This is a genomic window from Curtobacterium sp. UNCCL20 (genome assembly GCF_900101675.1).
GTDB lineage: Bacteria > Actinomycetota > Actinomycetes > Actinomycetales > Microbacteriaceae > Curtobacterium.
Map to the genome: position 1 here is coordinate 404,903 of NZ_FNKG01000004.1, position 23,203 is coordinate 428,105.

Consider the following 23,203-nt stretch of genomic DNA (forward strand, 5'->3'; position numbering starts at 1 on the left):
TTTCAGCCCGGGTTGAGGTGAGACAACCCTAGTGGCGGTAACGTTGCTCACCGTGCATGTACTCAGCGTGAGCTCCCTCAAGGGTGGTGTCGGCAAGACGACGGTGACGCTCGGCCTGACTTCGGCCGCGTTCGCCAAGGGACTGCGCACGCTGGTGGTGGATCTCGACCCGCAGTCGGACGTCTCGACCGGCCTCGACATCAACCTCTCCGGACACCTCAACGTGGCCGACGTGCTCGAGAACCCGAAGGAGAAGATCGTCCGCCAGGCGATCGCCCCGTCCGGGTGGACGAAGGGCTCCCAGGGCAAGATCGACGTCATGGTCGGATCGCCCTCGGCCATCAACTTCGACGGGCCGCACCCGTCCATCCGGGACATCTGGAAGCTCGAAGAGGCCCTGGCGAACGTCGAGCAGGACTACGAGCTCGTCCTCATCGACTGCGCCCCGTCGCTCAACGCCCTGACGCGCACCGCGTGGGCCGCGTCCGACCGGGTCACCGTCGTCACCGAACCCGGACTCTTCTCCGTCGCCGCCGCCGACCGTGCGCTCCGCGCGATCGAGGAGATCCGCCGCGGTCTCTCCCCGCGCCTGCAGCCCCTCGGCATCATCGTGAACCGTGCTCGCGTGCAGTCGCTCGAGCACCAGTTCCGCATCAAGGAGCTCCGCGACATGTTCGGCCCGCTCGTGCTCTCCCCGCAGCTGCCCGAGCGCACGTCGCTGCAGCAGGCGCAGGGTGCGGCGAAGCCCCTGCACGTGTGGCCGGGCGAGTCCGCGCAGGAGATGGCGAAGAACTTCGACCAGCTGCTCGAGCGCATCATGCGGACCGGCAAGATCGGCCCGTACGCCGAGGGCGGCGCCGCGTAGGTCGCGGGATGCCGCGGGCGCGGGCGCCGGTGGGCGGCGCGCCTGCGCGCGGGGTGCGGGCGCGGGCTCGCAGTCGCCTGCGGGCTGCGCTGAGCGGGCACCATTCGTCACGGTCGGGGCTCGATCGCGCCACATCGCGACCGGTGGGCAGCACGCACGCGGCGTGTCGTGAGCGTTCGAGGACGCGCCGAACACGAACGTCGACTCGCCCGAGGAACGGCTTCCCGCGGCGTGCGTTCCCCCACTCTGCGACACCGACCGCCGAACCTCCGCGACCGGGCATGACGAGCGGGATCGAGGCGGCCGGGGTCGGCCGTGGGACGCTCGCAAGTGGGCGGGACATGCCGCTCACTTCCGCCGAACGGGCAGAAGCACCCGCATCCGGGCGTCGAGCGTGACGAATTTCGCCCGCTCGCGGCCGCGAGCGGCACCCGAGAGCGCAGGAAGCGCCGAGCGTCAGGAGGCGCGGGAAGCGCGGCGCGCAGCCAGCTCGTCGTCGGGGTCGGCCGCGGGCGTCGCGTCGAGTTCGACGAGCGAGCTCTCGACCTCGCGCAGGACCTTGCCGACCGCGATGCCGAACACACCCTGGCCGCGGGACACGAGGTCGATGACCTCGTCGTCGGAGGTGCAGAGGTAGACCGAGGCCCCGTCGGACATGAGCGTCGTCTGGGCGAGGTCGGACACGCCGGACTCACGGAGCTGGTTCACCGCGGTGCGGATCTGCTGCAGCGAGATGCCGGTGTCGAGGAGACGCTTCACGAGCTTGAGCACGAGGATGTCGCGGAAGCCGTACAGCCGCTGCGACCCGGAGCCGGCGGCCCCGCGGATCGTCGGCTCGACCAGCTCGGTGCGGGCCCAGTAGTCGAGCTGACGGTAGCTGATGCCTGCGGCCTTGGCGGCGACGGTGCCGCGGTAGCCGTTCTGCTCGTCGTGCTCGGGCAGACCGTCGGTGAAGAGCAACCCGAGGTCGTACCGCGTCATGTCTGACGGGGTACCGGGGGTTTCGTTCCCACTCATTGGACTGCCTTCCAGGACGATCGAGCCCTCTCCCGAAGCTTCAACGACGGGTTGAGAGTTGTGCCGAGGTCCACGGTAGCGACTCCGATGCCCCCGGCGCGGGACATCCGACTCGGCGCGTCCGGCGTGTCGAGGATACGCCCCCACCACCGACGAACGACAGCCCCGAAGAGACGGCCGACGGTGCCCGAGCGGGCCGGGAACGGCGCGGCCGTCATGCGTCGAGACGCCCGATCGCCGTGCGGATGAGGTTGGACCGGATCACCTCGAGGTGACCGGCGATCTCCCGCGCGAGCTCGGTCGCCTTCGCCCGCGAGGTGGCGTCACCGCGCCGGGAGACCGGCATGAGGGCGGACTCGATGAGGCCGACCTCGCGCTCGGCGACACTGCGCATCGTGCGGAGGTGCCGCGGCTCGATGCCGGTGCGCTGCAGTTCGACGAGGGCCTTCAGCACCGTCACGCCGTCCTCGCCGTAGGTGTCGGTGGCGGGCAGCAGCGACGCGGACACGGCGTCGGCGAGCAGCATCGGCGTCGCGCCGGCAGCCCGGACGGTCTCGTCGCGGGTGTAGCGGCGCTCACGCCCGAGGATCGACGGCTTCGGTGCGTCGCCTCCGCCCGGCAACACGGGCTCACGTCCGGCGTCGAGGTCGGCGAGGTAGTCCTTGATGACCTTGAGCGGGAGGTAGTGGTCGCGTTGGAGGCCCAGGATCACCCGGAGGCGCTCGACGTCGGCCCCGGAGAACTTCCGGTAGCCACTGGCCGTCCGGATCGGGGTGACGAGCTCGCGCTCCTCGAGGAAGCGCAGCTTCGAGCTCGAGAGGTCCGGGAAGTCGGGCTTCAGGCGTGCGAGGACCTGCCCGATCGTGAGCAGGTCCGGTACCGCGGACCCCGCCCGGGCCGCGGCGGACCGTGCGGCCACTACGCGTTCGCCAGGCGCGCCAGGTCGACCCGGGAGGCGTAGAAGGTCAGGCGGAACTTGCCGACCTGCACTTCGGACCCGTCGGTGAGCAGGGCTTCGTCGATGCGGACACCGTCGAAGTACGTGCCGTTGAGCGACCCGTTGTCCTTCACGCTGAAGCTCGTGCCGTGGCGGAGGAACTCGGCGTGCTTGCGCGACACCGTGACGTCGTCGAGGAAGATGTCGGCGTCAGGGTGCCGACCGGCCGTCGTGACGTCGGAGTCGAGCAGGAACCGCGCTCCGACGTTGGGACCACGGCGGACCACGAGCAGCGCCGACCCTGAGGGCAGTGCGTTGACCGCGTCGCGCTCCTCGGCGGAGACACCGGACTCGGCAGTGAGCGCCGCTCCCATGTCCATGCTGAAGGTCAGCGTGGTGTCGACCAGCCGCTGCTCAGGGGTCTTCTGACCGTCCGGCTGCGGGACCACTGGTTCTGGCATCGTGGACCTCCTCCTCTTGGCGCACCAGCGTATCGGAAACGAGTGACCCTGCGGGAGCCCCGAACGGGGCTGGGGACAACTCGGCAGAACGCGTACAGCGAACGTACCGGCGTTGCTCGGATTCCGCACCACCGGCGTACTGGAGGCGCGGTGCCAGCTGGCACCGCGTCTCCAGTCAGGGAGATCCGCAGGTCAGGACGACGGGGTCGCGTCAGCCGTCGGCGTCGCGTCAGCCGTCGGCGCGTCCTTGCCGGACTCCACGTCCTGCTGGATCTGCTTGATGACCGAGTCCTTGAGCTTCACCCAGGGCGAGCCGTCCGGGTCGCTCGTGGAGGCCTCGGGGCTGTCGCCCGTGTTCCACCACTTGGACTGGTACGGGACGCCGTCGAACAGGACGCGCGCACCCGTGTCGTACTGCTTCGTGCCGGACCAGTCGTCGTACGTTCCCTTCGGCAGGGTGACCTGCTGGACCGGCTTCTCGCCCTTCAGGACCGGGCCGACGAGCTGCCACGGCGTCTCGTACGCGCTCAGCACCGGGTCGTCCGGCAGGTCGCCGGAGGTCCACCACTTCGCCTCGTAGACGTTGCGGTGCCAGACGACCTTCGTGCCCTCCAGGTAGGACGCGTCCGCGCTCCACACCGGGTACGGGCTCGTCTTCGGGTCGTCGGTCGGCTGCACGGTCGCGGACGGCTCCGCCTTCGTGACGTCCGAGGCCGCAGCGACGATCCCGCCGGTGAACCCCTTGCCGAGGACGTCCGCGAACTGGACGCCCTTCTGGTCCACACCCGAGCAGGAGTCCGACACGGTGGACAGGTTGACGTAGTTCGTGCCGCACGTGGTGTCGCGGTTCAGGGACCACATCGACATCCGGCCGAGCCCACGGTCCCGAGCCCAGGTGTTGAGCTTCTTCGCGTCGGCGAGGGTGAAGACCTCGTCCTGGATGTCGTTCTGGCCGATCATCGGCGTCGCACCGACCTTGTGCCAGAGCGTCGCGTCGCTGAGCGGCGTGCCCGACCGCTTGTACAGGACGCCGAGCTGGCGCTGCACCTGCTGCAGGGTCTCGACCGACGCCGAGTACATGCTCTGGCTCGCGCCCTTCGCCTGCCCGTAGTCCATCGTCATCGCGTTCACGCCGGCCAGGTCGACCCCGGCCTTGAGGAACTGCGCCACCGCGGTGGTGCCGTCGCTCGTCAGCCCGGCGGGTGCGGCCGGCAGCGTCAGCCAGACGGCGAGCGGGTGCCCGGCGGCGCGGCGCTCGTCCTGCAGCTTCGCGACCGCCGCAGCCCGTCGCTCCCCCGCGTCGTGGTTCGTCAGGTCGTCGCCCTCGACGTCGAAGTCGACGGTGGAGACGTCGTACCGCTTCACCACGGTGTCGTACGCGCTCACCAGATCCGAGGCGTTCGTGCACGTGGTGGCCAGCTCGTCGTTCGCGAGACCGCCGAAGGACACGCCGACCTCGCCCTTCTGCTGCTGGAGCCGTGCGATGCGGCGGTCGAGGTCGAGCTGGTCCGACGCACCCTGCAGCGAGTAGAACGAGCCCCACGTCGGGGTGCAGGCGGCGTCGTGGTCGGCGACCACGAAGGACAGCATCACGTCGCGGCCCTTGGCGGACTTGACGTCCTCGAAGGCGAACGTGGGGGTGGCGGTGACGTCGGTGTAGGCGGAGAACCAGGACTGCTGGGTCTCGGCGGCCTGGGCCGACTGCCAGCGGTCGAAGCCGACGTAGCCGGCGGCGGCGAGGGCGGCGGTCAGGACGACCGCGATGCCGACGCGGATCGGGGACAGGCGTCTGGTGGTGGACATCAGGCGGCACTCCGCTCGTCGGTGGTGGTGGTGGTCGTGGTCGTGGTCGGCGGGCCGGCGGTCGGGCCCGCCGCGCCCGCGCTGGCCGCGCCCGTGCCCGCGCCCCGCGCCGCTCCCACCACGTCGGCATGGTGCCGCACCGGCATCGCCTTCCCGCGGTGCCCGAAGTAGAGGACGGCACGCCAGTCCTCGGTCACGGGCTCCGGCTCCGGCGCGAGCCCCCCGCGGGCCCGCTTCCGATCCGCGCGCGAGGCACGACGGTCCGCCTTGCGGGCGGCACGGTCGGCCGGGCTGTAGTACATCCACTTCGTGGCCCACAGCCACACGTCGACCACCGAGTTCCAGATGCCGATGTAGGCGACGATCGCGTACATGGCGAGGACGGCGTTGAACGCGGCGAACACGGCGTTGCCCCAGTTCTGCGCCTGGTAGTCCCGGGCGAAGGTGAACACCGAGAAGACGACCATGGCGTAGGGCGCGAGGACGTACAGCGCCGGCGAGGCGGTGCGGTCCCGGACCTTCGGCGTGCGGGCGAACGGGATCTTCTTCGCCGTGAGCGCCTGCTGGATGCTCTTCAGGACCCCGGCGACGTTCACCGGCATGAGGATGAGGTTGAAGCCGTAGATGCGGAACACGTCGGTGCGCTTGTACCCGCAGTACTTCAGGTCGCTCGACAGGAGCCAGAAGTACGGCAGCGCGGCGAGGAGCACCATCGGGCTGAGGAGCCGGGAGTCGTACGGGTAGGCCAGCAGGAAGATGAGGCCGAACGACGCCCATGCGATGGACGCCATGTAGTTGACGCGGAGGGACATCTCGACGATGCCGACGCGCTCTCCGCGGGCTCGACGCTCGCGGACCTGGCGGATGTACTTCGGCAGGATGAGCAGGCCGCCGTTCGCCCAGCGGCGACGCTGGACGATGAGCGAGCCGAAGTCCGGCGGCGTCGCGCTGTACGACAGGCGCTCCGGGTAGTTGACGAGGGTCCAGCCGTGCATGCCGAGGTCGACGCTCGACTCGGTGTCCTCGATGACCGTGCGGTCCTGCACGTAGCGCTTCACCTCGAAGCCGCCGACGGTCTCGACCTCCTCGATGTCGCGGAGCGCCCGGGTACGGATGACCGCGTTGGCGCCGACCCAGAAGGTCGCGTTGTGGCGGGACATGCCCTGGTGGAGGATGTGCTGGATGTCGGTGGTGGCACCCGCGAGGCGCTCGATGCGGGTGGCTGCACCGCGGAACGACGAGTACGGGGTCTGCGTCACGGCGACGCGGGCGTTCTCCGGCTGCTCGAGGAAGTAGACCAGGCGCAGGCAGTAGTCGCGGAGCAGCACCGAGTCGGCGTCGAGCGTCAGGATGTAGTCCGACGCGGGGACGACCAGGTCAGCGGCGGCGGGGTCGGACACGGTGCGGAGGATCGTGCCGGAGGCGGTCTCCTCGAACGCGTACGCGCCGCCGAGCAGGCCGATGTAGGCGTTGAGGTTCATCGCCTTGTTCGCCTCGTCGGACAGGTTCGCGTAGCGCTTCCGCTCGAACGTGGTGATCTCGGCGGTGAAGGTCCACGCGAGCCGTCGCTGCAGTTCGAGCGCGCGGGCGGAGGTGATCTCGGTGAACGAGTGCCCCGCGGCGACGGCGTCGACGATCGCGGCCTCGAGCGCCTCGGAGGTCAGGCGGAACTCGTCCGCCAGTCCGACCAGCACCTGGTCGTGGAAGAAGTGGTCGACGTGGTCGAGGACCTCGTGCTCGCGGGCGTGGCGGCGCAGCCAGGCGTCGGCCCAGCGGTGGTGCTCGACGAGGTTGCGGAGGCCGTCGACGCTCGCCATCGGCGCTGCGGCGGCCTCCACCTCGGCGGAGAGCAGGGCCTCCTGGAAGCGCTGCGACGGTGCCGCGAGCTGGTCCTGGATCGTGGTGGCGACGGCGCGGGTCCGCTCGAGCTTGTCGAGGGTCTCCGGGTCGGTCGGGAACGGGGCGTCGTCGACGAGCAGCACGACGCGCAGCGAGGGGTACTCCTGCAGCGCGGCCGACCAGAGCGTAGTGGCGACGACGTCGGGCTCCTCGGCGTAGCTCGGCACGAGGACGGTCATCGGCGACTCGTGCCCCTCGGCGGAGTGGCGGTCGAGCTCGGCGCGCGGGACCCGGACGTGGGTCGCGAACCGCTCCATCGCACCCTGGCGGGCGACCAGGTGCATGAGGGCGGAGAACGTGAGGAAGGTCACCACGACCAGGTAGGAGAGCGCCTCGGTGGTGAAGCGGAAGCTCTCGGTGCCGTAGTCGAGGAACTGGCGGATGACGGTGTAGATCACGTAGGCGAGCCAGAAGGCGATCGTCAGGATGATCGCGACGCGGCCGGAGACGAGCTTCCGGTCGGAGGGGCGTTCGTGCAGGGTGTCGAGCGGGTGGGTGCGCCTCTCGGAACCCCACTGGCGACGGCGCGCGGGAGCGCCGTCATGCAGATCGGGCATGACAGTCCTTCGTTCCGCTGGACCAGCGCACCATCGGGTCGGGCGCTGTCGGGGAGTCCGTGCGGTCGAGAAGAACGTATGGGGACAGAACGAACGGTGCAGACACCCGGAAGGGGGGTTCTGGGGGTGTCGTGCGGGAAACCGCACGATGTTGCGTGGTGCACCGTGGCAGCGTGTCGCTGTCGTTCCTGCGGGTGCGGTCGTGCGGGTGGTCCGGGCGGTCTGCCGGGAGGCGCGGCGCACCCCCGCCCCGCCGCCGCGCCCCCCGAGGGGGCAGGACGCGCCGCTCACGTCTGGCGAGCGGGCGGAACATGACGGCCGCGCGCGCCGAACGTGACGAACAGGGCCCGCTCGGCACGCCCCGCCGAGGGGGCAGGACGCGCCGCTCACGTCCGGCGAGCGGGCGGAACGTGACGGCCGCGCGCACCGAACGTGACGAACAAGGCCCGCTCGGCACGCCCCGCCGAGGCCGGCACACCCAGGGCGTCAGCGGCCGCGGGCCAGGAGCCAGAGCAGGTAGGGGGCGCCGACGACACCGGTCACGACGCCGACGGGCAGCGCGTTGCCCGGGATCGCGAACTGCGCGACGAGGTCGCTCGCGAGCGTCACGGCTGCCCCGACCGCCGCGGTCGGCCCGAGCGCCACGCGCCCCCCACCGACGAGCCGTCGGGCGATCGGCGCCGCCATGAGCGCCACGAACGACACCGGCCCCGCGGTCGCCACGGCCGCCGCGGTCAGGCAGACCGCGGTGAGGAGCAGCAGCACCTTCGCCCGGTTCGGCCGGAGCCCGAGCGCCGATGCGACGTCGTCCCCGAGGGTGAGGACGGTCAGCCGCGGGGACTGCACGAGGGCGGCGGCCATCAGTACGACGAACGCGATCGCGAGCACGCCGACCAGGTTCCGGTCGACGGCGTTGAGGCTGCCGGAGAGCCAGAGGAGCGCCGTGCCCGCCTGCTGGACGCTCCCGCTCGTGAGCATCCACCCGGTGATGCTCAGGCAGATCGCCGCGACACCGATGCCGACCAGGACCACCCGGTTGCCGGTGATGCCCCGGCGCCACGCGAGCCCCGCGATCACGAGTGACACGACGACGGCGCCGACGAGCACCACGGAGAAGAGGGTCCCGCCGCTCGCTCCGAACAGCACGATCGCGGTGAGCCCCGAGGCACTCGCCCCCGAGGTGATGCCGATGACGTCCGGGCTGGCGATCGGGTTCCGGACGACGCTCTGCACGATGCCGCCGGCCACCCCGAGGGACGCGCCGACGAGGATCGCGCCGAACACCCGCGGGCCGCGGAGCTGTCCGATCACGAAGTCCGAGATCGTGTCGCCGTGCCCGACGAGCGCGCCGGCGACCTGCACGGGCGACAGCGGGATCTCGCCGACGCCGAGCCCGACGAGCACGAGCGCGACGAGCAGCACGAGGACCGCGCCGAGGACCACGTACTCCCGCCGGACGGCGGTTCGGCCGACAGCGGATCGGCGGACGGCAGACCGGCGCACGGAAGGCCCGCGGACGCTGCTCACAGGCCTCTCACCGCCCGGGAGCGCACGAGCCAGATGAACACCGGCGCGCCGATCAGCGCGGTCACGATGCCGACCTGCAGCTCCCCCGGGTACGCCACGACCCGGCCGATGACGTCAGCGACGAGCAGCAGCGCGGGCGCGACGATCGCCGACAGCAGGATCGTCCAGCGGTGGTCCGGCCCGCTCAGCCGTCGGACGGCATGGGGCACAGCGAGCCCGATGAACGCGATCGGGCCGGCGGCGGCGACGGCCGACCCGGCGAGGAGCACGGTGACGAGTCCGCCGACGGCGCGGACGAGCACGACCCGCTGTCCGAGCGAGGCGGCGAGCTCGTCCCCGAGCGCGAGGGTGTTCAGTGAGCGACCGAGGCCGAACGCGATCACCAGGCCGACCAGCACCGGGACGGTGATGACGGCGGCGGTCCCGAGGTCCTTCCCGGCGAGCGCCCCGACCTGCCAGAACCGCAGCTGGTCGAGGAGGCTCTGGCCGGTGACGAGCACGGCGGTCGTGATCGACGACAGTGCGGCGGCGACCACGGCGCCGGAGAGTGCGAGCCCGACGGGTGAGAGCCCGCGCCGGGCGACCGCAGCGATCCCGTAGACGAGCAGTGCGGCGAGCGCGGCGCCGACGAACGCGAACGGCAGGTACGCCGCCGTGCCGCTGATGCCGAAGAGGGCGATGCCGGCCACGACGGCGAGGGCGGCGCCGGAGTTGATGCCGAGGACGCTCGGGTCCGCGAGCGGGTTCCGGGTGACGCCCTGCATGACGGCGCCCGCGACGCCCAGGGCGGAGCCGGCGAGGAGCCCCACGACGGTGCGCGGCACCCGGTTCCCGAGCACGATGAGCCCGATCTCGTCGTTCCGCCCCGGGTGGAGGACGGTGTCGAGCACGGTGCCGAGCGGGATGGGGCGGGACCCGAACGCGATCGAGAGTGCCACGGCGACGGCGAGGACGACGACCGCCAGCACGGTGGCACCGACGAGGCGGGTCACGGAGCTGGGTGCAGGGGGCGTGTGCACGGTGTGCGTGGGCGACGAGGAACGCATGGGAAGTAAGGCAACCCTAACGCTTCGCCTCGTTCGGCGACCCCCGAGGTGACCGTGAGCAGCCGCAGGGTCCGTTCATAGGTTCGTCATGGGAAGCGGTCCTGTACTGGATCCATCGACAGCCCGACCGGGTCGTCGAGGGACGACCGGAGAGCACCGATGAACGAGACCCCGAACCACGCAGCCGGAGCCGGACACGACGCCGAGCACGGCGCTGCCCACGTCGACCCGTCGACGCTGCGCTCCGCGTACGCGTTCGACGGCAGCGGCCCCTACCTGTACGGCCCGGACGGCTCCGGTCCCTACGCCTACGCCCCGGACGGCTCCGGCCCGTACCGCATCGGCAGCCCGGCCCTCCCGACCGTGCACACCACCCAGTACGGCTGGGCGCACAGCGCGGCGATGGCGGACCACGGGGCGAAGCGTCCCCGTCGACTCGGGCTGATGCTCGGTTCGGGGATCGCCGCCCTCGCGATCGTGGGGGCCGCGGGCGGGACCGCGCTCGGGCTCTCCTCGCAGAGCACCACGACGACCTCGAGCCAGTCCCAGGGCACGACGCTGCCGGACACCGGGTCCGGCACGGACAGCGGCAGCGGTTCCGGCACGAACGGATTCACGGTCCCGGGCGACGGCAGCGGCAGTGGCAGCTCCGGCAGCGGGACCGGCACGAGCACGCAGTCGGCGGCGACCGCGGCCACGAGCGCCCAGAAGAAGGGCGTCGTCACGATCAACACGGTGCTGAACTACGACGAGTCCTCGCAGGCGGCCGGTACCGGCATGGTCCTCAGCGCGAACGGCACCATCCTCACCAACAACCACGTCATCCAGGGTGCGACGAGCATCACCGCCACCGACGAGACCACCGGCAAGGAGTACAAGGCCGACGTCGTCGGGACGGACGCCACCCACGACGTCGCCGTGCTCAAGCTCGAGAACGCGTCGGGCCTCTCCACCGTGACGCTCGACGACGACGGCGAGCCGTCCACCGGCGACACGGTGACCGACGTCGGCAACGCCGAGGGCACGGGCAACCTCGTCGCCGCCGAGGGCACCGTGACCGCCACCGACCAGGACATCCAGGTGCAGAGCGAATCGGGCACCGGCACCGAGTCGCTGCAGGGTCTCATCGAGATCGCCGCGGACATCGTCTCCGGTGACTCCGGCGGCCCGGTGCTCGACCGCGAGGGCGAGGTCGTCGGCATGGCGACCGCGGCGTCCTCCGGGTCAGCCGACGTCACCGGCTACGCGATCCCGATCACCACGGCGAAGAGCATCGCGGACAAGATCCTGGCGGGCGAGTCCTCGTCGACGATCACCATCGGCCTGCCGGCGTTCCTCGGGGTCGAGGTCAGCGGCGCGGCGACCACCGGCGGCGTCGCGGTCGCCGGCACGGTCGAGGGCTCCGGTGCCGCGAGCGCGGGGCTGACCGAGGGTGACACCATCACGAGCATCGACGGCACGGCGGTCGCCAGCTCGGACGCGCTCACCTCGGCGATCCAGTCCCACTCCGTCGGCGACAAGGTGACGGTCGGCTACACCGACGTCACCGGCGCCGCGAAGACCGTCACGGTCACCCTCACCGCCGGCCCCGCCGCCTAGCGAGAAGCAGCAGCTCAACCCAGCAGGGCACGCACCAGGGACCGGTGGACGTTGGCCCAGCGGGCAGAGTGTCAGGAAAGCGGTCAACCCAGCAGGGCACGCACCAGGGACCGGTAGACGTTGGCCGGGGAGTCCGTCACGAAGGCGGTCGCCCCGGCCTCCGTGCGTCCGACGCGGGCGAAGCCCTGCCCCTCCGCGTGCACCACCACGATCGGGTTCGGCTTCCCCGGACGCCGCAGCGACGACACCGTCCACGGCGCCGCCCAGAACCGTGCGAGTCGCGGGTCCGCCTCGGCGGTCGCCGCCGGCAGGTCGGTCGCCGTGTCCGCACCGCTCGTCCGTCGCGTCAGCACGTCCGCCGGGACCGACCCCGTGCGGAACGGGAAGGTCCATGCCGGGCCGATGCCGAGCCTCCCGGCCATCACCCGCACCACGTGCTCGGCGGACAGCCCGGTGACCACCGCGCCCGCCTCGTCCGTCCCGTCGACGACGGTCTCCGACCAGGCCTGGAGGCGCGTGGTGCGCCCATCGGGCAGCCGCTGTTCCAGCGTGACGGGCTGGGCATCGCCCTCCCACGGGCCGAGGAGGGTCTGGGTGGACTCGGGCAGCGTGCCGAGTCGGCCGACGAGGCCCGCTTCGATGAGCTCGCGACCGGCGGGTGTGCGGAGGAGCGTGGGGTTCCACCGGCGGCCGGCGAGGCTGCGGAGTGTGCCGAGGGCGTCGGCGCTGAGGTGCGTGCCCTCGACCGGAGGTGCCGGTGCCGCCGTCGGCAGGGGCTCGAGGTCCCGCTGCACCCGCGACGGTGCGGGCTCGGTGGCGCGGACCGTGTCGAGCACGGCGAAGACGAGGTCGTCGGTGGCGAGCATCCCGGCGAGGGGCCGCTCGATGGTGAGGTCGACGCGGTGCCGCCCGGTGACGAAGAGCAGGTGCGCTCCCGCGACGTCGCCGTCCTCGTCGGGGCGGACGTACTCGACCAGGCGTGCCGGCGCTCCCGTGGTGGTCCACGGGTCCGAGCCGATCAGCCGGAGGCCGTCCACGGAGCCGGGCAGTCGCTCGAGCAGGCTCGTGTGCTCCTCGGCGATGGTCCGGTCACTCGGACGGGAGCGGACGGTGAGCACGACGTCGTCGCCGGTGACGCGCAGGTCCGCCTGGGCCGAGTCCTCGCGGCGCCACGCGTCGGGGCGGCGGAGGGTGAGGCGGGCGGTGCGGTCCTCGGTGCCGAGCGGAGCGGGGACGGCCATGGCACGAGGCTACGTCGGGGCCCGCGTGCGGAGCGCTGCGGCTCGCCGGTCGGGCGCGGGTTCGGGGTGGCGTCGTTCGCAGCCGCGCGGGTTGGTGCGGTGCGAGGGGCGCGAGGTGGTGCGGTGCGCGGTCAGGGACGCGGCGCCCGGGACGCGGGCGGCGGCGGGACGTGCTTCGCAGCGACGACGTCGGCGATGGCCACCTCGACCGGGCCACGCCGCGTCTCGATCGTGACCGCGCCGGCGGTGCGAGCAACCAGGACCCCGAGGGCATCCCGTGCACCGCCCCCGTGGTGCGCCCGCACGACCAGCCGGTCCCCGAGCATCGCGTCGCCGAGCACGCCGAGCGCCCGCGCCCGCGCGATCGCGTCCTGCCCGCTGTCCGTCACACCGCCAGCGTAGGACGCGCGCCTAGAGTGTGGGGATGGCCAAGGCACGCGTGGACAGCTGGATCTGGGCGGTGCGGATCACGAAGACCCGCTCCGCCGCGACCGCCGCGTGCAAGGCCGGCCACGTCCGGGTGAACGGGGAGCGTGCGAAGCCCGCGCAGCCGATCGGCCCCGGCGACGAGGTCCGCGTCCGGCAGAACGGCTTCGACCGGATCGTGGTCGTCACCGGGATCATCCTCAAGCGGACGAGCGCCCCCGAGGCAGCGAAGCACTTCGAGGACAAGACCCCGCCGCGCCTCCCGAAGGAAGAGGCCGGGTTCGTCCCGATGCGCGACCGCGGCGCCGGACGCCCGAGCAAGCGGGAGCGCCGCGACCTCGAGAAGCTCCGCGGCTACTGACGCCCGCCGACCGCCCCGTCAGACGAAGCGGACGTCAGACGAACCGGACGGTCTGCTGCAGCCGGTCGCGGATCTCGAACACGTCGACGGAGCCCTCCGGCGAGAACACCCCGTTCAGCACCTGGCCGAGCGCAGTCCGCCGGACGACCAGCGCGGTGGGTTTCCGGGGTGAGCCGACGACCTGCACGTCCTCGTCGACCGCGGAGTCCGGCACGACGAGCAACCGGCCGGTGAACCGCACCCGCGTCTGCTTCTGCACGGCACGGGCGGCCCGGACGAGCTCCTTCACCGGACGCTCCCCCGGCGCGAGGGTCTCCCCCACGATCTCACCGTGCTCGATGCGCACCGGGGCACCCCAGTCGATGGACTCCAGCGCCCAGAGCCCGCTCGGGGCGAGGACGGCGTGGTCGAGCTTCCCCTCTGCCCCGGCGTCGAGGTCGTGCCAGACGGTCACGCCGATGCCCATGTCGGCGACGATCGAAGCGGTCGCTTCCTCGGCGAGGGCCTCGGCGAGGAGCCGTCGGATGTGCCGGGGCGCGGAGCGGATGAGCGTCGGGTCGTACGGGTCCTCGATCGGGTCGCCGAGACCGACCCACTCGCGCTCGGCCTGCAGGAAGACCTCGCGCGACCGACCGCCGGGGTGTCCGTGGGACCGAGCCCGGGGCCGTGTGTCGCGACGCGCCGCCGGCGGTGCGTAGGCGTCGCGACCGGAGTCGGGCCTCCAGGCGGAGGAACCGGACGGACCGGACGCGCTCTGCCCGGCCGAGCCGCGGGATCCGACGTCGTAGGCGCGGCGTGCGGCGGGCGTGCCCACGCGCTCCCAGGCGATCTGCACCTGGCGGAATCGGCGGGCGTCGCCGCCGAGGTCCGGGTGGGACTCGCGGGCGGCGCGGCGGTAGGCGCGGCGGAGCTCGTCGTCGTCGGCGGTCGCGGGGACGCCGAGGACTTCGTACGGGGTGGCGTCGGCCGGGCTGTCGGTCATGGCCCTGCGACATTACCCGAGGGACCGTCTGAGTCCGCCGCGTGCCTGCTGGGTGCTGCCTGGACCCGCGCCGCCGGTTCACGAGCGCGTGGTGCGTCCGGCGCTCGTCAGGTCACGGAGAACTCGATCGGGCTGCCGAGGAAGCGGCGGTAGCGGTCGGCGGCCGCCTCGAGCGCACGGACCGCAGCGGTGTCGAGCGGTTCGAAGGGGACGATGGTGACGTGGACGGCCCGGGAGCGCTCCGTCCGGCTCCAGGTGCCGACCACCCGACCGCGGACGACGGCCATCGGCAGGAACATGCCGTTCCCGCCGGGCACCACACGGTCGGCGTACGCGGGGTCGAGCTGCGCCGAACGGTCGGCGTACCCGAGCAGGTACTCGTCGAACCCGGGGAGCAGGTGCCCGGTGGGGATGCCGCCGGTCGCCGGACGGTCGGCGAGTGCGAGCAGTCCGTCGCCGAGGTCCTCGACGGCGTCCCCGGCAGCCGCTCGGGCACGACGGACGTCCCCGAGCGGGAGCTTCGTCCACGACGCCACGTCGACCTCGGTCGCGGGTCCGCGTCCTCGGAGGTGCCCGATCAGCACCCGGCGGAGGGCCCCGTCGCGGTCCGGCACCGGCGACTGCGGCGGTGCCCACTCGTCGAGCAGGACGAGCGCTTGGCCGACCCGGGCCGTCGGCCCCCACGCGACCAGCCCCTCTTGCGAGAGCTGCAGCACGACGTGGTACCCCCGACCGCCAGCGGGGTCGATGCCCGCGGCGCGGTACGCCGCGAAGAGTTCGTCGCGCGAGCGCCCGACCGTCGGACAGTGCCTGGACGGTGGCGTCGCGCGCACGACCGAGCAGGGCGGCGTCGATGCCGAGCTCGGCCGCGCGGCGGGCGATGCTCCGCAGGGTCCGCTCGGCGGTGAGGGACAGCAGCAGCCGGAGGTCGTCCGGGCGCATCGCGTGGAGGGTCCCGCGCATCGGCCACGACCGGACGAGTTCCCCGCGGTCGAAGGCAGCGCGGACGTCCCCACGCGTGGAGCCGGGCGACCGGACACCGATCGCCCAGAGGACCTGGCCGAGGTCCTGCCCCTGCACGGCGGTCATCCGCTCGACCACGGCGGTGGGACCGAGCCCCGGCACGGCGACGCCCTGCGCGGCGAGGCGCATCGTCCGGAGCTGCGCGGGCGTGGTCGTCATCACCCCAGCATGGCGCGGACCACCGTCACGCGACCGCGGCGGTGATCTCCTCGCTGTGCTGGTCGATGTACGCGACATCGGCCCGGTACAGATCGGCGTGCCCGTGCTGCAGGTCGCTGACGAACTTCGGGTTGCCCGCGGCGGCCTCGGTCTCGATGGTGGTGACGAGCGCCACGAGGGACCCGGTCATCGTCTCGGCGAGGACCGACCGGGAGCGTGCGTCGAGCTCGTAGGCGCGGCAGAACTCCGCCGCACGATCGAGCCGTTCGTCGAGCGACGGCGCGGTGGAACCCTCGACGGCTCCGGTCGTGAACGGGGCGAACCGGTACACCGCGCTGGCGACGTCCCACACCCGCGGCCCGGGGTGGGCCGTGTCGAAGTCGATGAGCCCGACGGCCGCGATGCCGTCGTACACGCAGTTGTAGGGCGCGAAGTCGCCGTGCACGATCGTCTCGACGGGCAACCGGTCGGCCTGCGACCAGACGTCCCGCGCACCGTCACGAGGGAAGGTGGCGGCGGCGTCGTGGTAGTGCCGGAGCAGCCGGGCGGTCGTGACGAGGGCTGCCTCGCTCGCGACGTCGGCGGTCCAGGGGTACTCCCCCGCGGTGCCCGGGACGAACGACACGGTCTCGAGCGTGTCCCCGTGCGAGATCGGTTCCGGCGCCGCGACGAACCCCTGTTCGTGCAGGTGGGCGAGCAGCCGGTGCACGGTCGGTGTCCACGGCCCGGCGGGGCGGTGGACACGATCGTCGGCTCTGGTGATCCGCTCCATCGGAACCTCCTGTCGGCCACGTCTCCGTTGACGTGGTGGTCCAGGGTATCCGGACGACCACCGCCACGTCCCGACTTCCTCGGGTTGCACACAGCAACACAGCGCCATGCATCGGCATGCACCGTTGCATGCAAGGCGTAGTCTGGGTGACCGTGAGCACTCCCACCACCAGCCAGGCCGCGTCCGACCGGGCGTACGAGCACGTCAAGCGGGCGATCATCCGGGGCGACCTCCCCGGCGGCACCGCGATCAGCGAGAACGCCCTCTGCCAGGAGATCGGCGTTTCCCGGACACCCGTGCACGAGGCGTTCCTGCGTCTCGCCGCCGAGGACCTGCTCACCCTCGAGTCCCGGAAGGGCGCCGTCGTCCGACCGATGTCCCCGAACGAGGCCGCCGACGTGCTCGAGATGCGGGAGGCCATCGAGTCGACCGCGGCGACCCGCGTCGTGACCGACGGTCGCGCGGCGGACGTCGCCCCGTTCCTCCAGGCCCTGCTCGACGACCAGGCCGAGGCCGTCGCGACGAGCGACGTCGACCGCTTCATCGAGGCGGACGCGGAGTTCCACGGCGCGGTCATCGGCGCGTCGCGGAACGCGATCGCCGTGCTGTTCGCGCGGACCCTGCGGGACCGGCAGCAGCGGCTCCGGCACCACCTCATGCGGCTGCAGCCGTCCCAGCTCGCCGCGTCGCTCGAGGACCACCGCGCCCTCGCCGCGGCGCTCGAGGCGGGCGACGCCGCCCGCTACGCCGAGGTGCTCCGTGCGCACGTCGCCTCGCACCGGGGGGCGATGTGAGCGCCACCACGGGGTCGATCGCCGTGCCGACCCCGCGCGTCCTGCCGTGGGTGGCCGTGTGGGGTGCCGTGTTCGTCTGCTCGTGGGGCGGGAACCAGTTCTCGCCGCTGCTGCTCATGTACGAGGAGCGTGCGCACTACTCGTCGCTGCTCGTCACCGTCTTCCTCGGCGTGTACGTGCTCGGGCTCGCGCCGGCCCTGGTCGTCGCCGGTTCCCTGTCCGACCGGCACGGCCGCCGTCCGCTGATGCTCGCGGGCATCGTCTCCGCGGTCGTCGGCAGCGGGCTGCTCGCGTTCGGACCGCTCGGCGCCGGGTTCCTGATGGCCGGTCGGCTGTTCTCCGGCATCACCGTCGGCATCGCGATGGCCGTCGGCAACAGCTGGGTCAAGGAGCTCTCGCAGGGACGGTTCGACCCCGCAGCCGACGCCGGCTCGGGCGCCCGCCGGGCCTCGCTCGCGTTCACCCTGGGGTCCGCGTCGGGTGCGCTCGTCGCCGGACTCATCGCGCAGTGGGGACCGATCCCGGAGGTGCTGCCGTTCCTCGTGCACATCTGCGTGGCGATCCCCTTCGCCGTCATCGTCTGGCGGACGCCGGAGACGAACCGCACCGGTGGCGTCCCCGGGCCGTGGTGGCGACAGCTCGCGGTCCCGAGCGCCGGGCACCGCCGGTTCACCCGGGTCGTGCTCGTCGCGGCGCCGTGGATCTTCGGTTCGGCGGCGATCGGGTACGGGTACCTGCCGACCAAGCTCGCCGGGGCGACCGGCACGTGGGGGCTCGTGTTCGCGACCGCCGCGACCGTCGTCGCGCTCGGGGTGTCGAGCGCCGTGCAGCCGTTCGCCGGTCGGGTCACCTCGCTCCTGTCGGCGCGGGGGCTGCTCACCGCGGTGGCCCTGATGACCATCGGGATCGGGGTGGTCGCCGTCGCGATCGTGCAGCAGTCGGTGGTGATCGGCCTCGTCGCGAACGTGGTGATCGGCGTCGGGATCGGGCTCGCCCTGGTGTCGTCGCTCCTCGAGGTCCAGCGGATCGCGGGGTCGCGCGACCTGGCCGGGCTGACCGGGGTGTTCTACGCGGCGGCGTACGCCGGGTTCCTGGCACCGGCCGTGATCGCCGCGGTCGCGAACGTCGTCGAGGTGCCGGTCATCCTGCTCGTGGTCGTCGGGCTCGGGGCCGTGTCGTGGGTGGCGATCCTGGTGTCGTCACGGAAGCACATCCCGGCGTAGTCCTGCGGCGGCGGGCACCGTGCCGGCTCCGCCAGCCCGTGCGGGGTCGTTCGGTCGGTGCCGCGTTGTGGCGCCGCACGGGGCGAACGACCTCGCACCGAGTGGTGAACACGGCGCCGGTCGCTAGAACTGGTCGCGGAGCCAGCTCGGCCCGCGCACCGCGACCGAAGTGCCGAGGGCCTCGACCCGGGACCGGAGGCCACGATCGGCGGTCACGACGACCACGGGTGCGTGCCCGGCGTCGACGGCGGCACGGGTGGCCTCGACGATCGCGTCGTCGCCGGACGCGGGCGCCGACACCACCGCGACGTCGGACAAACCAGACCCGGCGCCACCAGCAGGAGCGGCAGCGCCACCCGCAGCCGCACCAGCGCCAGCCGCAGGGGCACCAACGGCGGCACCCGCGCCAGCGGCACCAGCAGCAGCACCCGCGGCACCCACAGCCCCCCGCGCCTCCCCCTCGAGCACCACGGTCCACCGCGGCCACCACCGGTCGAACGGCAGCGCCAGCTCCGCCGCCACGACGCCGACCCCGGCGAGCGCCGACACCGCCGAGACCAACCGCGCGGCGGCTCCGGCGCGGTCCTTCCACCACCCGTCCGGCACGCTGCCGACGACGTTCGCCGCGTCGACGACGACGTGCGGTGTGGTCGTGATGCGTTCGCGGAGCGCGGGCCACGAGGCGCCGAACCCGGGGTGCAGCGGCAGGTCCTCGACGTCGTCGACCGGAACCCAGGCGAGCTCGAGGCTCTCGCGGTCCGCGATCACCGGTTCGAACGGCCGGGAGGCACGCCCCACCACGGTCGTGTACGTCCAGAACCCCAGGTCGAGGACCGCCGTGTGGCGGAGGTCGACGCCGTCGTCGGGGACGCCGGCTTCTTCGGCGGACTCGCGGAGGGCGCCGGTGACGGCGTCCTCGCCCAGGTGCCGGGCGCCGCCCGGGATGCCCCAGGTGCCGCCGTGGTGGCTCCACTCGACGCGGTGCTGCAGGAGCACGCGGCCGGAGCCGTCGTCGACGAGCAGCCCGGCGGCGCCGAAGCGTCCCCAGGCCTTGGTGCCGTCGGGTCCGACCGCCCAGGCGTCACCGGGGTCGCGGGGGCCGGGAGGAGGCCCGGGAGGGGTTGCGTCTGGCACCTCCCAAGCCTCCCACACGGCGCCGACGACGGGCCTCGAACCGGTCATCGGGCGTCGTGTACCGTGTCGCTCGAGACACGGGGTGCCGCAACCAGCGGCTGAGATCACACCCGTCGAACCTGCTCGAGCTCGTACTCGCGAAGGGATCGTCCATGCACAATGCTGCGCCCGCACCCACTGCACGCCCGGGGGCTCCGGACCCCGACTGGGCCCACCGCACCGCGGAGCTCCTCGAGGCCGTTCGCGCCCGGGGCCCGCTGGTGCACTGCATCACGAACACGGTGGTGCAGAACGTCACCGCGAACGTCCTGCTCGCCCTCGGCGCCTCGGCCGCGATGGTCGACGTCGTCACCGAGGCGGGGCCGTTCGCCCGGGTCGCCGACGCCCTGCTCGTGAACACCGGCACCCCGCACGCCGAGCCCCGCGCGGCGTCGCTCGAGGCTGCGCACGCCGCGGTCGACGCCGGCACCCCGTGGGTGCTCGACCCGGTGGCGGTCGGCAGCCTGCCGGTCCGCACCGCCCTGGCACGCGACCTGCTGGCGCTCGGCCCGACGGTGCTCCGCGGCAACGCCTCCGAGGTGCTCGCCCTCCTCGGTGCGTCCACCGGTGGGCGCGGGGTCGACAGCACCGTGGGCACCGATGACGCGCGCGAGGCTGCGGTCGCCGCCGTGGCCGGTCCGCTCACGGCCGGGAGGCGCGTGGCCGCGGTGGCCGTGTCGGGTCCCGTCGACCTGCTGGTCGCGCCCGGCATCGGGACGGTCCGGGTCGCGAACGGCACCGAGCTGCTGACACGGATCACCGGTGGTGGGTGCGCGCTCGGCGCGGTGGTCGCCGCGTTCACCGCGGTCTCGCCGGACGACGCCGGCGCCGCGGCCGTCGCCGCGACCGCCGTGCACACGATCGCCGCGGAGCTGGCCGCCCGCGAGGCCGGTGGCCCGGGCACGTTCCAGCCGCTGTTCCTCGACCGCCTGGCGTCGCTCACCCCGGAGGACGTCGTCCGCGAGGCGCGCATCACCGTCGAGGCCGCGCCGAGCACGACGGCGGTGCCGGCATGAGCAGCGCCCGCATGAGCGGCGCCGGCACCAGCAGCGCCGGCATCAGCAGCGCCGGCGCGCGTCGCCGTGCCGCCGGCGACGTCGGCGTCTACCTCGTCACCGACCGAGCCCTCGCCGACCGGCACGGCATCGGCGTGCTCGGCGTCGTCCGGGCCGCGGTGGACGGCGGGGTCCGGATCGTGCAGGTGCGCGACAAGGACGCCTCCGCCCGCGACCTCCTGGCGCTGACCTCCGCGGTCGCCGACGCCGTGGGCGACCGGGCACTCGTCGTGGTGGACGACCGGCTCGACGTCGCGCTCGCCGCCCGGCACGCCGGGCACCGGGTCGCCGGGGTGCACCTCGGGCAGTCCGACGTGCCGGTCGAGGTCGCACGTGCACTGCTCGGGCCGGACGCCCACGTCGGGTTGACCGCGAACACGCCGGAGCACCTCGCGGCCGTCGCCCGGCTCCCCCACGGCACCGTCGACCTGCTCGGGGTCGGGGTCGTGCACCCCACCACCACGAAGGCGGACCACCCGCCGGCGCTCGGCCACGACGGGTTCGCTCGACTGGCCCGCGCGACCGCGGTGCCGTGCGTGGCGATCGGCGGCGTCACGCTCGACGACGTCGCGCCGCTCCGGGCCGCGGGTGCCGCCGGTGTCGCCGTGGTGTCCGGGATCTGCACGGCAGCGGACCCCGGTTCCGCGGCGGCCGCGTACGTCGCTGCGTGGGCCGGCGGCCTGCCGGAGGCGGGTCGACGAGACCCGGGTGATCCGTTCCTCCAGGCCGTCGCCACCAGCCACGAGGCGGACGCGTGACCGGCGCGCAGGTCCCCCGCGTGCTCAGCATCGCCGGGACGGACCCGACCGGTGGCGCCGGGATGCAGGCGGACCTGAAGTCGATCGCGGCGCACGACGGGTACGGGATGGGCGTCGTCACGGCGCTCGTCGCGCAGAACACGCACGGGGTGCGGTCCGTGCACGTGCCGGACCCGGGCTTCCTGCGGGAGCAGCTCGACGCGGTGTCCGACGACGTGACGATCGACGCCGTGAAGGTCGGGATGCTCGGCACCGCCGAGGTCGTGCGGACCGTCACCGCGTGGCTCCGGGAGCACCGGCCGCCCGTCGTGGTCGTCGACCCGGTGATGGTGGCGACGAGCGGGGACCGGCTGCTCGACGAGGACGCCTCGGCGGCGATGTCCGACCTGTTCGCGCTCGCCGACCTGGTGACGCCGAACCGGGCCGAGCTGGCGGTGCTCGCGTCGCTGGCAGGGGTCGCACCGGCCGCTCCGCGGGACGCCCTCGGTGCCCGGGAGGCCGCGCTCGCCGTCGCGCGGCGCTGGGACGTGCTCGTCCTCGCGAAGGGCGGCCACGACGACGGCCCGACCTCGGACGACCTGCTCGTGTCGCCATCCGGACACGTCCGGACGTTCCGGGGCCCCCGGGTCGCGACGACGAACACGCACGGCACGGGGTGTTCGCTGTCGAGCGCGATCGCGACGCTGGCGGCGTGGGGCGGCGACTGGGAACTCGCGGTCGGCGGCGCGAAGGCGTGGCTCACCCGGGCGCTGCAGGGTGCCGACGCCCTGCACGTCGGGAGCGGCAACGGACCGATCGACCACGGCGCCGTCGTCCGCGAGCGGCTGCCCGAGCCCTCGTGGACCGATCGGTGGTGGGACGACGTCGCCGAGGTGCTCGAGGAGACGATCGCCTGCCCGTTCCTGGTCGGCCTGCGGGACGGCACGCTCGACGCCGACGTCTTCGCGGGCTACCTCGCGCAGGACGTGCACTACCTCCTGGCGTACGAGCGGCACCTGTCGACCCTCGCGTCCCGGACCACCGGGGACACGTCGGCGTTCTGGTCCGCTGCCGCATCCGGCTGCGGTGCCGAGGCCGAGCAGCTGCACCACCGGCGTCTGGCCGGCACACACGCCGACGACCCGGTGCACCCGACCTGCGCGGGCTACCTCGCGCACCTGCAGGAGGCGGCGGACTCCGGGTCGGCCGGGGTCCTCGCGGCGGCGGTGCTGCCGTGCTTCCGGGTGTACGCGTGGGTGGGGACGCGGCTCGGTGCGGCTCCGCCGGGGCACCCGTTCGCGGACTGGCTCGGGGCGTACGGCGACCCGGGGTTCGCGGCGTCGTCGGCTGCGGCGACGGCGGAGGTGGAGCGGCTCGCCCGGGCCGGGTCGCCCGCGGAACGGGGTGCGATGGCGCGGGCGTTCCGCCGCTCGACCGCGTGGGAGCTCGCGTTCTTCCGGATGCCGCTGGCCGCGCCGGCGGCCGCCCCGGCGGCGGCCGCCCCGGCCGCCCCGGCCGCGGGCCGAGACTCGGCCTGAGCGACACT

20 protein-coding genes, 1 pseudogene and 1 riboswitch are annotated in these 23,203 nt (G+C 73.2%); of the genes and pseudogenes, 8 read left to right on the forward strand and 13 right to left on the reverse strand.

The window, feature by feature from the left end:
- Positions 1-52 precede the first annotated feature (52 nt).
- A complete protein-coding gene (locus BLT36_RS17520) occupies positions 53-865 on the forward strand; it encodes a ParA family protein (protein WP_092097077.1) in 813 nt (270 codons plus the stop codon).
- Between the two features lie 456 nt (positions 866-1,321).
- Here BLT36_RS17520 and BLT36_RS17525 read toward each other — a convergent pair whose 3' ends face one another.
- The 7 genes from BLT36_RS17525 to BLT36_RS17555 form a co-directional block, all read right to left on the reverse strand.
- Positions 1,322-1,882 (reverse strand): MerR family transcriptional regulator, encoded by a 561-nt coding sequence (locus BLT36_RS17525; protein WP_071292796.1) that lies wholly within the window; start codon positions 1,880-1,882, stop codon positions 1,322-1,324.
- 214 nt (positions 1,883-2,096) lie between these two features.
- Positions 2,097-2,801, reverse strand: coding sequence for a transcriptional regulator FtsR (locus tag BLT36_RS17530; RefSeq protein WP_092097079.1), 705 nt, complete (start codon positions 2,799-2,801; stop codon positions 2,097-2,099).
- On the reverse strand, positions 2,801-3,280 hold the full coding sequence (locus BLT36_RS17535; protein WP_092097080.1) for an FHA domain-containing protein: 480 nt from the start codon (positions 3,278-3,280) through the stop codon (positions 2,801-2,803). Before BLT36_RS17535 ends, BLT36_RS17530 begins: the two co-directional genes overlap by 1 nt.
- Before the next feature lie 192 nt (positions 3,281-3,472).
- Positions 3,473-5,083 (reverse strand): chitinase, encoded by a 1,611-nt coding sequence (locus BLT36_RS17540; protein WP_254787723.1) that lies wholly within the window; start codon positions 5,081-5,083, stop codon positions 3,473-3,475.
- Entirely contained in the window at positions 5,083-7,539 is a 2,457-nt protein-coding gene (locus BLT36_RS17545) for a glycosyltransferase family 2 protein (protein WP_092097082.1), read from the reverse strand. The genes BLT36_RS17540 and BLT36_RS17545 overlap by 1 nt, the downstream gene beginning before the upstream one ends.
- 486 nt (positions 7,540-8,025) lie before the next feature.
- Entirely contained in the window at positions 8,026-9,042 is a 1,017-nt protein-coding gene (locus BLT36_RS17550) for a FecCD family ABC transporter permease (RefSeq protein ID WP_092097084.1), read from the reverse strand.
- Positions 9,043-9,062: 20 nt separating this feature from the next.
- Positions 9,063-10,058: a FecCD family ABC transporter permease gene (locus BLT36_RS17555; protein ID WP_254787724.1), complete on the reverse strand. Its 996-nt coding sequence runs from the start codon at positions 10,056-10,058 to the stop codon at positions 9,063-9,065.
- 213 nt (positions 10,059-10,271) lie between these two features.
- On the opposite strand from BLT36_RS17555, the gene BLT36_RS17560 reads away from it, so the two are divergent.
- The gene (locus BLT36_RS17560; protein WP_254787725.1) at positions 10,272-11,711 is read left to right on the forward strand and encodes a S1C family serine protease; all 1,440 of its coding nucleotides are present in this window, start codon (positions 10,272-10,274) and stop codon (positions 11,709-11,711) included.
- Between the two features lie 83 nt (positions 11,712-11,794).
- Here BLT36_RS17560 and BLT36_RS17565 read toward each other — a convergent pair whose 3' ends face one another.
- Positions 11,795-12,952, reverse strand: coding sequence for a hypothetical protein (locus tag BLT36_RS17565; RefSeq protein WP_092097087.1), 1,158 nt, complete (start codon positions 12,950-12,952; stop codon positions 11,795-11,797).
- Positions 12,953-13,083: 131 nt separating this feature from the next.
- Positions 13,084-13,341 carry a hypothetical protein gene (locus tag BLT36_RS17570; RefSeq protein ID WP_254787726.1) on the reverse strand — a complete coding sequence of 86 codons (258 nt, stop codon included), beginning with the start codon at positions 13,339-13,341 and terminating at the stop codon, positions 13,084-13,086.
- Positions 13,342-13,376: 35 nt separating this feature from the next.
- On the opposite strand from BLT36_RS17570, the gene BLT36_RS17575 reads away from it, so the two are divergent.
- On the forward strand, positions 13,377-13,739 hold the full coding sequence (locus BLT36_RS17575; RefSeq protein ID WP_070418630.1) for an RNA-binding S4 domain-containing protein: 363 nt from the start codon (positions 13,377-13,379) through the stop codon (positions 13,737-13,739).
- Positions 13,740-13,773: 34 nt separating this feature from the next.
- Here BLT36_RS17575 and BLT36_RS17580 read toward each other — a convergent pair whose 3' ends face one another.
- From BLT36_RS17580 to BLT36_RS17590, 3 genes and pseudogenes are all read right to left on the reverse strand, one after another.
- Positions 13,774-14,721: a J domain-containing protein gene (locus BLT36_RS17580; protein ID WP_092097088.1), complete on the reverse strand. Its 948-nt coding sequence runs from the start codon at positions 14,719-14,721 to the stop codon at positions 13,774-13,776.
- Positions 14,722-14,828: 107 nt separating this feature from the next.
- Positions 14,829-15,981 (reverse strand): annotated as a pseudogene (locus BLT36_RS19210) (crosslink repair DNA glycosylase YcaQ family protein).
- Complete coding sequence (locus BLT36_RS17590; protein ID WP_092097091.1) at positions 15,929-16,675, reverse strand: phosphotransferase enzyme family protein; 747 nt, start codon at positions 16,673-16,675, stop codon at positions 15,929-15,931. Before BLT36_RS17590 ends, BLT36_RS19210 begins: the two are co-directional and overlap by 53 nt.
- Before the next feature lie 152 nt (positions 16,676-16,827).
- Between BLT36_RS17590 and BLT36_RS17595 the strand changes: the two genes are divergently transcribed.
- Both BLT36_RS17595 and BLT36_RS17600 read left to right on the forward strand, forming a co-directional pair.
- A complete protein-coding gene (locus BLT36_RS17595) occupies positions 16,828-17,469 on the forward strand; it encodes a GntR family transcriptional regulator (RefSeq protein WP_217638332.1) in 642 nt (213 codons plus the stop codon).
- On the forward strand, positions 17,466-18,692 hold the full coding sequence (locus tag BLT36_RS17600) for an MFS transporter (protein ID WP_092097094.1): 1,227 nt from the start codon (positions 17,466-17,468) through the stop codon (positions 18,690-18,692). The genes BLT36_RS17595 and BLT36_RS17600 overlap by 4 nt, the downstream gene beginning before the upstream one ends.
- Positions 18,693-18,815: 123 nt before the next feature.
- Here BLT36_RS17600 and BLT36_RS17605 read toward each other — a convergent pair whose 3' ends face one another.
- Positions 18,816-19,826, reverse strand: a complete 1,011-nt coding sequence (locus tag BLT36_RS17605; RefSeq protein ID WP_254787727.1) for an NUDIX domain-containing protein — start codon at positions 19,824-19,826, stop codon at positions 18,816-18,818.
- 68 nt (positions 19,827-19,894) lie between these two features.
- Positions 19,895-19,990: riboswitch (TPP riboswitch) on the forward strand.
- Between BLT36_RS17605 and thiM the strand changes: the two genes are divergently transcribed.
- The 3 genes from thiM to thiD all read left to right on the forward strand — a co-directional run bounded on the left by thiM (position 19,979) and on the right by thiD (position 23,195).
- Positions 19,979-20,881 carry a hydroxyethylthiazole kinase gene (gene thiM / locus BLT36_RS17610; RefSeq protein WP_092097332.1) on the forward strand — a complete coding sequence of 301 codons (903 nt, stop codon included), beginning with the start codon at positions 19,979-19,981 and terminating at the stop codon, positions 20,879-20,881. (Overlaps the previous riboswitch by 12 nt.)
- Entirely contained in the window at positions 20,878-21,678 is an 801-nt protein-coding gene (thiE, locus tag BLT36_RS17615) for a thiamine phosphate synthase (protein WP_254787728.1), read from the forward strand. The genes thiM and thiE overlap by 4 nt, the downstream gene beginning before the upstream one ends.
- Complete coding sequence (thiD, locus tag BLT36_RS17620) at positions 21,675-23,195, forward strand: bifunctional hydroxymethylpyrimidine kinase/phosphomethylpyrimidine kinase (RefSeq protein ID WP_254787729.1); 1,521 nt, start codon at positions 21,675-21,677, stop codon at positions 23,193-23,195. Before thiE ends, thiD begins: the two co-directional genes overlap by 4 nt.
- The last annotated feature ends 8 nt before the right edge of the window (positions 23,196-23,203 follow it).

Excerpts from the sequence above, each read along its gene's own strand:
- thiM (WP_092097332.1), top strand. The coding sequence starts at position 19,979 with ATGCACAATGCTGCGCCCGCACCCACTGCACGCCCGGGGGCTCCGGAC.
- BLT36_RS17540 (WP_254787723.1), bottom strand. The coding sequence starts at position 5,083 with ATGTCCACCACCAGACGCCTGTCCCCGATCCGCGTCGGCATCGCGGTC.
- BLT36_RS17535 (WP_092097080.1), bottom strand. The coding sequence starts at position 3,280 with ATGCCAGAACCAGTGGTCCCGCAGCCGGACGGTCAGAAGACCCCTGAG.
- BLT36_RS17580 (WP_092097088.1), bottom strand. The coding sequence starts at position 14,721 with ATGACCGACAGCCCGGCCGACGCCACCCCGTACGAAGTCCTCGGCGTC.
- BLT36_RS17525 (WP_071292796.1), bottom strand. The coding sequence starts at position 1,882 with ATGAGTGGGAACGAAACCCCCGGTACCCCGTCAGACATGACGCGGTAC.
- BLT36_RS17590 (WP_092097091.1), bottom strand. The coding sequence starts at position 16,675 with ATGGAGCGGATCACCAGAGCCGACGATCGTGTCCACCGCCCCGCCGGG.
- BLT36_RS17545 (WP_092097082.1), bottom strand. The coding sequence starts at position 7,539 with ATGCCCGATCTGCATGACGGCGCTCCCGCGCGCCGTCGCCAGTGGGGT.
- BLT36_RS17565 (WP_092097087.1), bottom strand. The coding sequence starts at position 12,952 with ATGGCCGTCCCCGCTCCGCTCGGCACCGAGGACCGCACCGCCCGCCTC.
- BLT36_RS17560 (WP_254787725.1), top strand. The coding sequence starts at position 10,272 with ATGAACGAGACCCCGAACCACGCAGCCGGAGCCGGACACGACGCCGAG.
- thiE (WP_254787728.1), top strand. The coding sequence starts at position 20,878 with ATGAGCAGCGCCCGCATGAGCGGCGCCGGCACCAGCAGCGCCGGCATC.
- BLT36_RS17575 (WP_070418630.1), top strand. The coding sequence starts at position 13,377 with ATGGCCAAGGCACGCGTGGACAGCTGGATCTGGGCGGTGCGGATCACG.